The sequence below is a fragment of the Nocardioides sp. PD653-B2 genome (assembly GCF_002117935.1).
In the GTDB taxonomy this organism is placed as follows: domain Bacteria; phylum Actinomycetota; class Actinomycetes; order Propionibacteriales; family Nocardioidaceae; genus Nocardioides.
In genome coordinates, this window is the sequence record NZ_BDJE01000062.1 from 1 (window position 1) to 13,736 (window position 13,736).

Below are 13,736 nucleotides of genomic sequence, written 5' to 3' on the forward strand. Positions count from 1 at the left end.
GCCGACCGGTGAAACCCGCACTGGCGAGCAGCGCTCAGGCCAGGTTCAGCTCGAGGTCCTTGCGCAGCTTGGCGACATGGCCGGTGGCCTTGACGTTGTACTGCGCGAGGAAGACCTTGCCGTCCTCGTCGACGACGACCGTGGAGCGGATGACGCCCTGGACGGTCTTGCCGTAGAGCTTCTTCTCACCGAACGCGCCGTACTGGGTGAGCACGGACTTGTCCGGGTCGGAGAGCAGGGTGATCGTGAGGCCCTCCTTCTCGCGGAACTTCGCCAACCTCGAAGGCGAGTCGGGCGAGATGCCGACGACCTCGTAGCCCGCGGCCTGCAGGGAGTCGAGGGAGTCGGTGAAGTCGCAGGCCTGCTTGGTGCAGCCCGGGGTCATCGCCGACGGGTAGAAGTAGACGATCACCTTGCGCCCGAGGAAGTCGCCGAGCGCGACGTCCGTGCCGGTGTCGTCGGGGAGCGTGAACTCCGGTGCGGTGTCGCCGGGGGAGAGGCGCGGGGTCTCGCTCACGGGAATGGCTCCAATCCGGGAAGGCGCTTGTCGCGAATGATGTGCAATAACCTAGGGTAGGCGCGAAGCCCGATCCATCGGGCCGGGCCCAACCTACCGACCGCCGCGAGGAGTCACGATGCACGTCCCCGACGGGTTCCTGGACGCACCGACGTCCGTCGCCACGGGCGCGGCCGCCGTGGCGTGCGTCGGGGTCGCCCTCGTAGGCGCTCGCCGGGAGCTCGACGACAAGACCGCCCCGATGGCCGGCCTCGTCGCGGCGTTCGTCTTCGCCACGCAGATGATCAACTTCCCGGTCGCGTCCGGCACCAGCGGCCACCTGCTCGGGGGAGCGCTGGCGGCCATCCTGGTCGGCCCGTTCACCGCCGTGCTCTGCATGAGCGTGGTCTTCCTCGTGCAGTCCCTGCTCTTCGCCGACGGCGGCATCACCGCGCTCGGCACCAACATCATGCTGATGGGCGTCACGACCGTCGTGGTCGGCTGGCTGGTCTTCCGCGGCCTCCAGGTGGTGCTCCCGAAGCGGCTCACGCTGGTGCCGTTCTGCGCCGGAGCGGCCGCCCTCCTGTCGGTCCCCGTCGCCGCGACGCTCTTCGTGGTGCTCTACGAGATCGGTGGCACCGCCGACATCCCGCTCGACCACCTCGCCACCGCGATGATCGGCGTGCACGTGCTGATCGGCATCGGCGAGGCCGTCATCACCTTCCTCGCCGTGGCGAGCATCATCGCCGTCCGCCCCGACCTCGTGTACGGCGCGCGCCGCGTCCTGGCCCGCCGCGAGCTCGAGGTGCGCACGTCGACGGGCGCGGCAGCGTGAGGGCGGTGTCGACGAAGTGGGTCGCGCTCGGGATCCTCGTCGTCGCCCTGCTCCTGGCCGGGGTCGTGAGCTACTACGCCTCCTCCGCGCCCGACGGACTCAACCGGGTCGCGCAGGACACCGGCATCTCCCGCACCGAGAAGCAGCACGCGGCGGCCGACGGCCCGCTGGCGGGCTACTCCGCCAAGGACGTCGACAACCAGCGGCTCTCGGGCGGGCTGGCCGGCGTGGCCGGGGTCGTCGTGGTCCTCGTGCTGGCCGGCGGGCTCGCGCTCGTCGTACGACGCCGCAAGCCGGTCTCCTGACGTGGGCGCCGGGCACGGCCACAAGCTGCACTTCCACGGGCACTCGCCCGTGCACCGCGCTCCGGCGCACCTGAAGATCCTGACGCTGCTCGCGTTCATGCTCGTGGTGGTCGCCACCCCGCGGGAGTGGTACCCGGTCTTCGGGCTCTATCTGCTGGTGGTCGTGGCCGTCATCGCCCTCTCGCGGGTGCCCGTGACCTACATCCTGAAGCGCTGCGTCGTCGAGGTGCCGTTCCTCTTCTTCGCGCTGCTGCTGCCCTTCGTCGCGACCGGGCCGACCACCGAGGTGCTCGGGGTGACGGTGAGCCAGCACGGGCTGCTCGCCGCCTGGGCGCTGCTGGTCAAGGGCACACTCGGCGTCCTCGCGAGCCTGACCCTCGCCGCGACCACGGAGCCGCAGGAGCTCCTGCGCGGGCTGGAGCGGCTGCACCTGCCGAACCAGCTGGTGCAGATCATGGCGTTCATGGTGCGCTACCTCGACGTCGTCACCGGCGAGATGCAGCGGATGAAGGTGGCGCGCGATTCCCGTGGCTTCTCGGCGCGCAACCCGCGGCACTGGCCGGTGCTGGCCCGCTCGCTCGGCGCGCTGTTCATCCGCAGCTACGAGCGCGGCGAGCGGGTGCACCTCGCGATGCTGTCGCGCGGCTACACGGGCCGGATGCCCCGATGAGCACACCGGTCCTCGACGTCCGCGGGCTGGCCTACGCCTACCCGGACGGTCACCAGGCGCTGTACGGCGTCGACCTCCACGTGCACCAGGGGGAGCGGGTCGCGCTGCTCGGGCCCAACGGCGCCGGCAAGACCACGCTGGTGCTGCACCTCAACGGCATCCTCACCGCGGGCGCCGGGTCGGTCTCCGTCAGCGGGCTGCCGGTCGAGAAGGCCCACCTCCAGGAGATCCGGCGCCGGGTGGGCGTCGTGTTCCAGGACCCCGACGACCAGCTCTTCATGGGCACGGTGCGCGCCGACGTCGGCTTCGGCCCGGCCAACCTCGGCATCAAGGGCCCCGAGCTCGACCGCCGGGTGATGCACGCGCTCGACCTGGTCGGAATGGCCGACTTCGTCGACCGCCCGCCCCACCACCTCTCCTTCGGCCAGCGCCGTCGTGTCGCCGTCGCCACGGTGCTCGCGATGGAGCCCGAGATCCTGGTCCTCGACGAGCCGTCGTCCAACCTCGACCCGGCCTCGCGCCGCGAGCTCGCCGACATCCTGCGCTCGCTCGACGTGACGCTGCTGATGGTCACCCACGACCTGCCGTACGCCCTCGAGCTGTGCCCGCGCGCGGTCGTCCTCAGCGACGGGTCGGTGGTGGCCGACGGGCCGACCTACGACGTGCTGACCGACGACGCGCTGATGCGCGCCAACCGCCTGGAACTTCCTTTCGGATTCGACCCGCGAACCGTGGGTCCCCGGCCCTGACTGGGTACCGCACCGGTTGATAGCCTCCAACCCGACCCCATCGAACGCCAGGAGAACCCGTGAGCCAGGACAACAAGCAGCTGTCCTCCCTCGAACGCGAGATCGAGGAGACCAGGGAACGCCTGGCGGGCACGATCGACCAGCTCGCCCACCGGGTCAGCCCCAAGACCATCGCGGGACGCCAGGTGACCACCATCAAGGGCCACTTCGTCGACCTCGAGACGGGCCAGCCGCGCACCGACAACATCCTCAAGGCCGTCGGCGGCGTGGTCGGTGTGATCGCGTTCTTCGTCGTCGTCCGCAAGGTCGTTCGTTAAGGACATGTCCGACAAGACCCCCATCAAGATGCTCCACGACCGGGTGCTCGTGGAGGTCGACCGGGAGCAGGGCGAGCGCCGGTCGTCGGGCGGCATCGTCATCCCCGCGACCGCGGCGATGGGCGCCCGCCGGCTGACCTGGTCGAAGGTCGTCGCGGTCGGTCCGCACGCCCGTGCCGTCGAGCTCGGCGACAAGGTGCTCTTCGACGCCGAGGACAAGGCCGAGGTCGAGGTCAACGGCGAGCTCTACGTCGTGATGCGCGAGCGCGACGTGCACGCCGTCGCCGCCGAGCGGGTCGCCGACGAGTCGACCGGTCTCTATCTCTAGCACGTAACCTCCGGGCGTCGCCGCCGGTTGAGTCGACATGCTCCGACGCCTGCTCGCCCTGACCGCCAGCGCCGCCCTGCTCCCGCTCACCGCGGTCGCCCTCCCCGGCGGGGGTGCCGACGCGGCCCCCTCGACACCGAAGCCGCGCTACCAGGCCACGGTCGAGATCACGAAGCACGGCATCCCGCACATCACCGCCCACGACTTCGGCTCGCTCGGCTTCGGCAGCGGGTTCGCCGCGGCGCAGGACTCGATCTGCACCCTCGCCGACACCGTGGTCACCGCCCGGGGCGAGCGGTCGCGCTGGTTCGGGCCGACCGGTCGCTACAACGACCAGGTCACCCTGGACGCGTCCAACCTCCAGGTCGACGCGTTCGTCACCGACCTCCACAACCGCCGGGTCGTCGAGAAGCTGCTCGCCGACCCGCTGGCCGGGCCCGGTCAGCAGGCCCGCGCCCTGGTGAAGGGCTACGTCGCCGGCGCCAACCGCTACCTGCGCAAGACCGGGCGCAACGGCGTGACCGACCCCGCCTGCCACGGCGCGCGCTACCTCCGGCCCGACGTGAAGCCCATCGACCTCTGGTACGGCGTCTACCTCGCCAACCTGCTCGCGTCGAGCGGCGTCTTCGTCAAGGAGATCGTCGACGCCGAGCCGCCCTCGGCCGACGACCCGGGCCTGCCCGAGGTCCCGGTGAAGGCCGCCCAGGTCGACCGCGAGAAGCTGCTCGTGGGGCTCGGCCGCGACCCCGAGTCGCCCTTCGGCTCCAACGCCACCGCGGTCGGCGGCGACGCCACGACGACCGGCAAGGGCATGCTGCTCGGCAACCCGCACTTCCCGTGGCGCGGGCGCTACCACTTCACTCAGCAGCACCTCACGATCCCCGGCAGGTACGACGTCGCCGGCGCCTCGCTGATCGGGTCGCCCGCCATCAACATCGGCTGGAACAAGGACGTCGCGTGGAGCCACACCGTGTCCACGGCCTACCGCTTCACGCCGTACGAGTACAAGACGCCCGGCCCCGGCACGACGTACCTCACCGACGCTGGCCCGCAGGAGCTCGAGCACCGCACCGTGAAGGTGCGGGTCCGCAAGAAGGACGGCTCACTCGGCACCGCCACCGAGGACCTCTACCGCACGCCTCAGGGCTACGTGATCGACGCGCCCGCGCTGCTGATGCCGTGGGGGCGGGCCAGCCTGTGGGCGATCCGCGACGCCAACGGCGAGCAGCTGCGCACGATCGACACCTTCCTCGACATGGGCAAGGCGACCGGCGTGCGTGACCTGCTGCGCAGGCAGGACGCCGGCGGCGGGATGCCGTGGGTGAACACCACGGCGGCCGACCGCGACGGCAACGTCCTCTACGCCGACCACTCGGTGGTGCCGAACGTGCCCGACGACCTCGCCGAGGCGTGCATGACGCCGACCGGCCGGGTCCTCGACGAGGTGGCCGGGCTGCCGGGGCTCGACGGCACGTTCGCCGACTCGAGCTGCGCGTGGCGGACCGACGACGACGCGGAGCGGCCGGGCATCTTCGGGCCGGGCAACCTGCCCTCGGAGGTCCGTCGCGACTGGGTGATGAACGCCAACGACTCCTACTGGCTGCCCAACCCCGCCCAGCCGATCGAGGGCTACGCGGGCATCATCGGCTGCGAGCAGTGCGTGCGCACGATGCGGACCCGGATGGTCTCCCACTACGTGATCGACCGGCTCGCGACGGGCAGGAAGGAGTCGCCGAAGAGCCTGCGCGGCCACGAGCACGCCAACCGGGTGATGGCGGCCGAGGTGATGCGGGAGAACGGCGACCTCGACACCCTCTGCGACGCGACCGGTGAGACCGAGGCCTGCCAGGTGCTGCACGACTGGGACGGCAGGTCGAACACCGACTCGGTCGGCGTCCACATCTTCGAGGAGTTCATCCAGCGGCTCCCGTCGGCTCCGGTCGGCGAGGCCGACCCGGTGTGGCGGACGCAGTTCGACGCCGACGACCCGCTGAACACGCCGCGTGACCTCGACGTCGCCAACCCGCAGGTGGTCCAGGCGATGAGCGACGCGATCGCGTCGCTGCGCGACCGCGGCATCCCCTTCGACGCCACCTGGGGCTCGCTCCAGGTCGCCGGCGACCGGGGCGCCCCGCCGATCCCGCTGGGCGGCGGCACCGGCGACGCGGCCGGCAACGCCAACGCCCTGGCCTCGCGCTGGGTGAAGGACAACAAGGACCACTACCGGCCGATCACCTACGGCTCGTCGCACATCCAGGCGATCTCGTTCCTGCCGGGCGGGCGGGTCGACGCCCGCACGATCCTCACCTACGGGCAGTCCGAGAACCCGCGCTCGCCGTACTCGACCGACCAGACCCGGATGTTCTCGCAGAAGCGGTGGGTGCACTTCGCGTGGACCGACGCCCAGATCCGCAAGGACCTGGTGCGGAGGTTCGTCCTCCGCGGCTGACGAGTCCGGGTGCGCCGGCCGCGGAGGACGAGCTCCGGCTAGCGGACCCGGACGGTGAGCACCCCGGTGGTGTCGCCGGTGGTGCTGATCGTCTGCGAGACCGTCAGGCGGAACTTGTAGGTGCCCCGGGCGGTGAGCCGCGGGTAGGTCACCCGGGCCACCCCGCGGTCGTTGGTGGCCACGGTCTTGGCGACCTGCCAGGTGCCCCCGGTGAACTGCTCGAGGGTCAGTGCCTCGGAGCCGGCCTGCTCGACCTCGACGGTGTCGGCGGCGACGGTGGCGCCGCGGCCGAGGGTGGTGAAGCCCGAGCGGAAGCCCGACACGTCGGTGACGGCCGGCTCGACGACCTCGTCGTCCGACGAGGTGGTCGACGAGCAGGAGACGCTGCCCTGCCAGTGGTAGTTGGTGCCACCGACCTGGACCCAGACCACGTCGTACGACGTCAGGTCGGCCGGCCAGCCCGGGTGGCCGGCGTAGGTGAAGACCGTGCGACCGGACCAGGTGCCTTCGTTGTGGTGGAAGTTGAGGGTGACCGGGCCGCTGTCGGTCTGGACCCGGATGTTGACGTCGTTGGCCTGACCGTCGGGGATGTTCGACGGGTAGTCGACCGTGAGCGCGTCGCAGGCCGGGTCGGCGTACTCCCAGTTCCAGTCCCACGGGACGACCGCGTCGGTCGGGTGAGCCGGGTCGGTCGTGACCGGCGGGACGGTGGTGCCGGGGTCCGTGGTGCCGGGGTCGGTGGTGCCCGGGTCGGTGGTGCCGGGGTCGGTGGTGCCGGGGTCGGTGGTGCCGGGGTCGGTGGTGCCGGGGTCGGTGGTGCCGGGGTCGGTGGTGCCGGGGTCGGTGGTGCCCGGGTCGGTGGTGCCCGGGTCCGTCGTCTCGCACGGACCGACCCAGAAGGTCTTCGACTTGGAGTCGTTGCCCTGGGAACCGGTCGTGCTCGTCGTGACGCCGACGTGGTAGCCCTGGTTCTTCTGCGGCTCACCCTGGAAGCTGAGGGTGTAGATCTCGCGGCCGTCCAGGTCGGTCCCGCCCTTGGCCGCGTCGTCCTCCAGCGTCACCGTGGTCGCGCCGGAGACGACCGTCGGCGCGGCGTCCTTCGTCGGGGCGACGGCCTCGAACGAGACGGTGGAGACCGCCTTCGCGTCGAAGCCGTACCACTCGAGCGCGAAGGTGCAGGCGACGTGCGGGTCGTTGCTCTCGGTGCCGACGTCGTTGACCTCGGCGACCTTGATGGTCCCGTCGTTGCCACGGGCTGCCGACGCCGGTCCGGCGACGGCGAGGACCGGGACGACGACGGCGGCCGCCAGGACGGCGGCGGAGACGAGTCGGGCTCGCACAGGGTTCTCCTCGGGGGGTGGAGCGGTCTAGGAGAGGAGAGTCGCACGAGAATTCGCGATGTCACCGTGCCGTGGAGCAACCGTGGGTCGCCCGGGGACGAACCTTGCGGTTGTCTTGAGAAAACGACCTCCGCACGCTCAGGGGAGCGCGGCGAAGGGCTCGGTGCCCTTCGTGAGCTGCAGCCCCGTGATGCCGGAGTGGTGCTGCGCGAACGTCAGCTCCTTGGCCAGGTCGCCGATGTTGTTCGACGCGGGCAGCGGCGCGAGCCCGAGGGTCGAGAGCACCCCGATCGCCGAGCCGTCGGCGGTCATGAAGCCGGAGCCGGAGTCACCGGGGATGCCGGGCGAGGCGGTGTAGAGCGGGTGCGACCAGCCGCCGTCGGCCGCGTTGTCACCGAGGCTGGTGCCGGTGTGGGGTGACAGCTGCTCGGTGCCGCCCCGGATGCTCGAGTTGCCGTAGGTGTAGACCTCGTCGCCGGCGGCGGTGCCGTCGGTGTCGATGCCGGTCGGTCCGCCCCAGAAGGGGACCGACGGGTTGATCTTCTCGACGTCGTCGGCCGCGACGCGGACCAGGGCCAGGTCGTTGTAGGCGCAGGCGTTGGCGCCGGTCGTGCCGAGCTTCCCCATGGTCAGCCAGGACGAGTAGGCGAGCCTGCCGGTCGCGAGGCGGGTGCCTCCGTCGACGAGGCTGCCGCCCTCGGTGAAGACGACCTTGGTCCCGAGCGGGAGCGACGTCGTCGAGCAGCCGTCGGTGTCGGTGGCCTCGCCCTTGCCCGCGCAGTGGGCGGCGTAGCCGACGTACACGTGCCCGGTGCGGTCGGTGTAGACGAAGTTCGCGGTGCACTGGGCGCCCTTCGTGTACATCATCGTGCCGGGGTGCACGGTAGCCTTCGCCGCCGAGGCCCAGCGGTCCACCCGGTGCGGCTTGCCGGCGTCGGCCGGCGCGGCACCGGCGAACGTGAGCGCGGCGACCAGTGCGGCGGACATGGACACGAGCCTGCGGACGGACATGGCGCTCCCTCATCGGTGATCTCCCACCAGGCGAACGAGCGCGGACGGGCCCGGGTTATGGCGTCCGGGTCAGCGGAGCATGCCGTAGGCGTGCGTCGGGGTGATCCGGACGACCACCCGGCGGTCGTTCACCATCGACGCGCGGTAGTCGTCCCAGTCGTCGTGCTCGCCCGACAGCGAGCGGTAGAGCTCGACCAGCTCCTCGACGGCCGCGTCGTGCGGGCCGGCCGCGACGTCCGACAAGGTGACGTCGCCCTCGATCACGGCGTACGACCAGAAGTCGGCGCCGTTGACGTGCACCGCCGCCCACGGCGTACGGCGGAGGTTGGCGTACTTCGCCCGGTCGGCGGTCGTGGAGACCCGCAGCACGCCGGCGTCGTCGACGGTGTGCAGCACGTTGGACAGCTGCGGTCGTCCGTCCTTCTTGATGGTGGTGAGTACGCCGTGCCGGTTGGCGCGCGCTGCCGCGACGGCCTCGTCGATGTCCATGGCCCCAGCATGCACCCGGAGGCGTCAGTCCGCCGCGAGCCGCCGCAGACCGCAGGTGGCCGGACCTTCGAGGACGTCGCCGTCCGGTCCGAACCTCGAGCCGTGCAACGGGCAGTCCCAGCTCGCCTCGGCGTCGTTCCAGCGCACCACGCCGCCCAGGTGGGTGCACACGGCGGAGACGCGACGCTCGACGCCGGAGACCCGCGACGTCGCGGTGGGCGGTCCGACCCGGTCGAGGCGGACGCTGCCCGCGCCCTCGGCGGGTGGACTGCCCGCGCCCGGACGGAGGAGCGGACGGATCCAGCCGGTCGTCATCTCGAAGCCGACCTCGGCGTTGACCCTGAGGTCACCCGGCAGCCCGCTGAGCTCGCGGGTGCTCCAGGGCTCGAAGGCCGACGCCCACTCCTGGTGGCCGCCGAGGATCCGGCCCGCGAGGGCCAGTGCCGCGGCAACGCCGTTGGTCATGCCCCACTTGGAGTAGCCGCCGGCCACCAGCACGTCGTCGGTCCCGGGCAGGATCGGCCCGACGTACGGCAGCCCGCGGGTCGGCACGTAGTCCTGGGCCGACCAGGCGTGCGTCTCCTGCGCGTCGGGGAAGTGCCGTCGGGTCCATGCGCGCAGGTCGTCGATGCGGCTCTGCTCGGAGACCGCGGCGCCCGGCTTGTGCCCGTTGCCACCGACGAGCAGCAGGCTGCCACCGTCGGTGGGGGCGTCGCGCAGCGAACGGCTCGGTGAGTCCGCGGACAGGTACATCCCGTCCACGGCCTGGGTCGGCGTGCGGAACGCGAGGCCGTAGGAACGTGCGGGCTCGGCGCGGGCGAAGAAGCCGCCCCGGTCGAGGATCGGCATGTTGGTCGCGATCACCACGGTCGCCCCGGTCGCCTCGTCGGCCTCCGTCGAGACGCGCACCGGCCGGTGTCCGTGGACCCGCCGCACCCGGGCGCTCTCGACGATCGTCGCGCCGTGCGCGGTGGCGTCGGCGGCCAGCGCGTCGAGCAGCTCCAGCGGGTCCACCTGGCGCTGGTCGGGCATCAGCACGGCGCCGCTGATCGGGTACGGCAGCGGCGCCTCGTCCACCCACGTGGCCGACTCCAGGCCGGCACGGTGGAGCGCGTCGAGCTCGGACCGGATCGACCGGACGCCGGAGTCGGACGTCGCGTAGACGTAGGCCGGGCGGCGCTGGAGGTCGACTCCGTGGTGGTCGCAGAACTGCGTGACCCACTCCATCGCCTCGGTGTTGGCGTCGGCGTACTGGCGCAGCACGGAGGCGGGGTGCCGCTGCGAGATCCGCGAGTACTGCGTGCCCTGGAGCTGGCTCACCTTGGCGGTGCTGGCGCCGGTGGTGCCGGAACCCACCCGGCGCGCCTCGACCACCAGCACGGACTTCCCGGCGCGAGACAGCAGGGCGGCTGTCGTGAGGCCGGTGATGCCGGCGCCGACGACGATCACGTCCCACTCGCCGGAGGCCGCGGCTCCGGCGGGGTCGGGTCGGGGGTTGCGGTCCCGCCAGACGGAGGTGAGCGCCATGTCAGTCCTTCTCGTGGTCGTGGTGCCGGGTCCGAAGGCCGAGCCGGATCGCCCGGCCCCGTCGTTCGTCGTCCTCGTCCTTGGCTCGCGCCTTGTCGATGCCGTGGGTGTCGCGCGGGGGCAGCTGGATGGACCGCTCGGCCGGCATCCCGGACTCCAGCTCGCGGCCGCGCTCCAGCTCGGCGTCGAGCTCGGCGCCGAAGAGCAGCGCCAGGTTGGTCAGCCAGAGCCACAGCAGGAAGGCGATCACGCCACCGAGGGCGCCGTACGTCTTGTCGTAGGAGGAGAAGTTCGCCACGTAGTAGCCGAAGGCCGCGGACACCACGATCCAGGTGAGGATCGCCAGCACGGCGCCGATGCTGACCCAGCGGAACTTCGGCTGCTTCACGTTGGGTGTCGCGTAGTAGAGCAGCGCGACGATCAGGACGACGACCAGCAGGATCACCGGCCACTTGGCGATGTCCCACGCGACCCGGAGGGTCGAGCCGACCCCGAGGGCGCTGCCGACCGAGTCGGTGACCGGGCCGGTCACGACGAGCGCGAGCAGCACCGCGGCCGCGAGCACCACCAGCACGAGCGTCAGCAGCAGCATCACGGGCCGGAGCTTCCACACCGGCCGCCCCTCCTGGATCTCGTAGACGCGGTTCATCGCCCGGCCGAAGGCGCCGACGTAGCCGCTCGCCGACCAGAGCGCGCCGAGGAGGCCGAGCACGAACGCGAGCCCTGCGCCCTGGGACTGGCTGATCTCGAGCAGGGGATCGCGGACACTCTCGACCATCGACGCGCCGCCGAGGTCGCCGACGATGTCGAGCAGCGTGTTCACGCTGTCCGTCCCCTTGCCGACCAGGCCGAGCAGCGAGGTCAGCGCGATCGCGGCCGGGAAGACCGCGAGGACCGAGTAGTAGGTGAGCGCCGCGGCCAGGTCCGTGCACTGGTCGCCGGAGAACTCGCGGACGGTCTTGCGCAGCACGTAGCGCCAGGACCGTTTCGACAGGTCCGTCGGCGAGTCCACCTTGCCGGCGTCGGGGTCCTCGTCGGCGCGTGTCTCCGTCTGCTGGGCCATGGCCTCGCGGTGCCCGACCCGGGCCCGGGCCATGCCCGGCCGCGGGATCCGTCTCAGGCCTCGGGTGGCGCGAACCCGTGGAGCAGGCACCACGCGACCGCCTGCGTCCGCGACCGGACGCCGATCTTCGCGTAGGCCGACCGGATGTAGCTCTTGACCGAGTTGATCGAGAGGAAGAGGCGGACGGCGATCTCGTTGTTGCTGAGCCCCTGGGTCACCAGCGACAGCACCTCGACCTCGCGGTCGGTCAGGCCCTTCTCGCGCCCGAGCGGGTCGTCGGGTCCCGGCAGCGGTGCGCCCGAGGCGGCCGCCTCGACCACGTCGATCAGCTCGTCGGACCGGGCGCTCATCGACACCCAGCCGTGCGCACCCCGGGCCAGCGCCCGTGCGCGCAGGTCGGGCCGGAGGTCGCGGCTGATCGCCACCACGACGCCGGTGTCGCGGCCGAGGAGCTCGTCGAGGTCGGTCCCGTCGTTGCGGTGCAGCCCCAGGACGTCGTAGAGCACGACGTCGGCGTCGTGGGCGTCGACGATCACGGAGCGACCGGGATGCTCGGCGAGCATGGCGATCAGGCCCTTGCCGAGCACCTCCTGGTGGCTCACGATCCCGACGCTCGGGGGCGGCTGGTGCACAGGTCACATCGTGGCGACGCCCGAATGCCGCGACCAACTCTGACGTTACGCCCGAAGGGGTGATTTTGTCCGGGTGCGCGGTCGGCGCGCCCCCCGCGCCGCGCGCCGGCACGTGTCCACCGGGTCCGGGGAGCCACCTCGTGCGGGCTCTCGCCGGGACTGGCGTGGTCAGGACCCGAGAGCGGTCAACACGTCGCGATGTCGCACCCAGCCCACCAGCGCCCCGTCGGCGTCGGTGACCGCGACCGCTCCGGCGCCGCCGTCGAGCCGACGGACGGCCGCTGGCTCACGTCGCTCGTCCCAGGTCCACGATCACCCGTCCGACGTAGATCGCCGACTGCGAGGCGACGGTTCCTGCGCCCGCCGGTCGAGGGCGTCAGCCTCTGGCGGACCCCGACCCGCGCTGGGCTCATCGAGCCGCTCGGTGGAGGGGTCGATGGCGGGGCAGGGCTGCGCCGACTGCGGCAGCGAGGAGCAGCAGGACACCGCAAGAGACGTCGTTCGCGGCGGCGGCCGCGGACACGTGCGGGAAGGCGAACCCGAACACCACCAGCAGCAGCCCACCCACACCCAGCACTGCTGCCGCGACCATGTGCGGGCCGGCCAGCTGCCGCAGGGCGGCGACGGCAACGAAGATCGCGATCACCAGTCCCCGGATGGCGGTGGCACGTCCGGTGTGGGAGAAGGGGAGGAGTCCCCACTGGATCACGAGCAGCCAGGCGGACACCAGGAGAGCCAGCCCGCCACCGAGTCGGGCGAGTGGCGGAAGTGTTGTCCAGGACCCTCGGGCCCCGTCACCGGCGCCCGCTCGTCCGCCGACCGCGAGGGCCGTTCGCCGGTGCCCGCGGTCGGACGCATCACGGCCGGGCATCTCGGACATGCTCGACGTCCTTCCGTGTGTGGGGCCATCCAGGATCGGCGGCCCGCCGGATCCGCTCTCGTGCTCGGTGTCGTCCCTGACCGGCGCCGTCACGTACGTCGAAGGAAGTACGGGCTGACATAGGACGCATCCCAGTACGGCGAGTAGCCGTAGTGGGCGTACACGTCGGCGTAACGGGGGGAGGGCCCGACCCCGGGGCGGTACTCGGCGCCGCTGTGGACGTCCTCGTGGGCTACCTCGATGTGCACCCGGTCGTCGATGCGCGTCACGGCATCGACCGGGAGGAGACGACGCACTCGTGCGAGTCCCAGTTGACCACCCGACGCGACGATCAGGAGTCTCGCCCGGCGTTCGTCCAGGTCGATGATCAGGCCGTCGACCTCGCCGACGCGATGCCCGTTCGGGTCGACGACCGTCTGGCCGGTCAGGTCGTCGGAGGCGTGCGCGAGCACCGCATCGACGTCTTCCAGCCGTGCGAGGCTCGACTGGTCCGTGGCGGTACTCGCCATGTTCTGTTCCTCCTCGTCCCACGCTGCCGTTCGATCAGCGCGCCCTCACCTTCACTATGGCGGAGACGGATGGCGGGCAGACCGCGGGCACTTTGCAGTTGCGTGACATTGCTGACCTGCACCCACGTCGTCACCC

General features: G+C 71.6%; 16 protein-coding genes. 7 read left to right on the top strand and 9 right to left on the bottom strand.

The window, feature by feature from the left end:
- Nucleotides 1–34: 34 nt before the first annotated feature.
- Entirely contained in the window at nucleotides 35–517 is a 483-nt protein-coding gene (gene bcp / locus PD653B2_RS22320) for a thioredoxin-dependent thiol peroxidase (protein WP_085874629.1), read from the bottom strand.
- Nucleotides 518–635: 118 nt separating this feature from the next.
- On the opposite strand from bcp, the gene PD653B2_RS22325 reads away from it, so the two are divergent.
- From PD653B2_RS22325 to PD653B2_RS22350, 7 genes are read left to right on the top strand one after another with little or no spacing between them, the layout of a single operon-like run.
- Entirely contained in the window at nucleotides 636–1,331 is a 696-nt protein-coding gene (locus PD653B2_RS22325) for an energy-coupling factor ABC transporter permease (protein WP_207559439.1), read from the top strand.
- A gap of 5 nt (nucleotides 1,332–1,336) precedes the next feature.
- Complete coding sequence (locus tag PD653B2_RS25445; RefSeq protein ID WP_242665406.1) at nucleotides 1,337–1,636, top strand: PDGLE domain-containing protein; 300 nt, start codon at nucleotides 1,337–1,339, stop codon at nucleotides 1,634–1,636.
- Nucleotide 1,637: 1 nt separating this feature from the next.
- Nucleotides 1,638–2,306 (top strand): cobalt ECF transporter T component CbiQ, encoded by a 669-nt coding sequence (gene cbiQ, locus PD653B2_RS22330; protein ID WP_085874630.1) that lies wholly within the window; start codon nucleotides 1,638–1,640, stop codon nucleotides 2,304–2,306.
- On the top strand, nucleotides 2,303–3,055 hold the full coding sequence (locus PD653B2_RS22335) for an energy-coupling factor ABC transporter ATP-binding protein (RefSeq protein WP_085874631.1): 753 nt from the start codon (nucleotides 2,303–2,305) through the stop codon (nucleotides 3,053–3,055). Before cbiQ ends, PD653B2_RS22335 begins: the two co-directional genes overlap by 4 nt.
- Nucleotides 3,056–3,114: 59 nt before the next feature.
- Nucleotides 3,115–3,372: a DUF3618 domain-containing protein gene (locus PD653B2_RS22340; RefSeq protein WP_085874632.1), complete on the top strand. Its 258-nt coding sequence runs from the start codon at nucleotides 3,115–3,117 to the stop codon at nucleotides 3,370–3,372.
- Nucleotides 3,373–3,376: 4 nt separating this feature from the next.
- Nucleotides 3,377–3,700, top strand: coding sequence for a GroES family chaperonin (locus PD653B2_RS22345; protein ID WP_085874633.1), 324 nt, complete (start codon nucleotides 3,377–3,379; stop codon nucleotides 3,698–3,700).
- 37 nt (nucleotides 3,701–3,737) lie between these two features.
- Nucleotides 3,738–6,149 carry a penicillin acylase family protein gene (locus tag PD653B2_RS22350; protein ID WP_085874634.1) on the top strand — a complete coding sequence of 804 codons (2,412 nt, stop codon included), beginning with the start codon at nucleotides 3,738–3,740 and terminating at the stop codon, nucleotides 6,147–6,149.
- A 38-nt stretch (nucleotides 6,150–6,187) separates the two neighbouring features.
- Here PD653B2_RS22350 and PD653B2_RS24640 read toward each other — a convergent pair whose 3' ends face one another.
- From PD653B2_RS24640 to PD653B2_RS22390, 8 genes are all read right to left on the bottom strand, one after another.
- The gene (locus PD653B2_RS24640; protein ID WP_133059036.1) at nucleotides 6,188–7,489 is read right to left on the bottom strand and encodes a hypothetical protein; all 1,302 of its coding nucleotides are present in this window, start codon (nucleotides 7,487–7,489) and stop codon (nucleotides 6,188–6,190) included.
- A 138-nt stretch (nucleotides 7,490–7,627) separates the two neighbouring features.
- Nucleotides 7,628–8,476, bottom strand: coding sequence for a hypothetical protein (locus PD653B2_RS22360; protein WP_207559437.1), 849 nt, complete (start codon nucleotides 8,474–8,476; stop codon nucleotides 7,628–7,630).
- A 93-nt stretch (nucleotides 8,477–8,569) separates the two neighbouring features.
- Nucleotides 8,570–8,989, bottom strand: coding sequence for a PPOX class F420-dependent oxidoreductase (locus PD653B2_RS22365; RefSeq protein ID WP_085874636.1), 420 nt, complete (start codon nucleotides 8,987–8,989; stop codon nucleotides 8,570–8,572).
- Between the two features lie 24 nt (nucleotides 8,990–9,013).
- Nucleotides 9,014–10,516, bottom strand: coding sequence for an FAD-dependent oxidoreductase (locus PD653B2_RS22370; RefSeq protein ID WP_085874637.1), 1,503 nt, complete (start codon nucleotides 10,514–10,516; stop codon nucleotides 9,014–9,016).
- Between the two features lies 1 nt (nucleotide 10,517).
- Entirely contained in the window at nucleotides 10,518–11,579 is a 1,062-nt protein-coding gene (locus PD653B2_RS22375; protein ID WP_089504051.1) for a YihY/virulence factor BrkB family protein, read from the bottom strand.
- A 53-nt stretch (nucleotides 11,580–11,632) separates the two neighbouring features.
- Nucleotides 11,633–12,211, bottom strand: coding sequence for a helix-turn-helix transcriptional regulator (locus PD653B2_RS22380; protein WP_242665407.1), 579 nt, complete (start codon nucleotides 12,209–12,211; stop codon nucleotides 11,633–11,635).
- A 409-nt stretch (nucleotides 12,212–12,620) separates the two neighbouring features.
- Nucleotides 12,621–13,091 carry a hypothetical protein gene (locus tag PD653B2_RS22385; RefSeq protein WP_133059035.1) on the bottom strand — a complete coding sequence of 157 codons (471 nt, stop codon included), beginning with the start codon at nucleotides 13,089–13,091 and terminating at the stop codon, nucleotides 12,621–12,623.
- An 89-nt stretch (nucleotides 13,092–13,180) separates the two neighbouring features.
- Nucleotides 13,181–13,600: a PRC-barrel domain-containing protein gene (locus tag PD653B2_RS22390; RefSeq protein WP_085874640.1), complete on the bottom strand. Its 420-nt coding sequence runs from the start codon at nucleotides 13,598–13,600 to the stop codon at nucleotides 13,181–13,183.
- Between the last annotated feature and the right edge of the window lie 136 nt (nucleotides 13,601–13,736).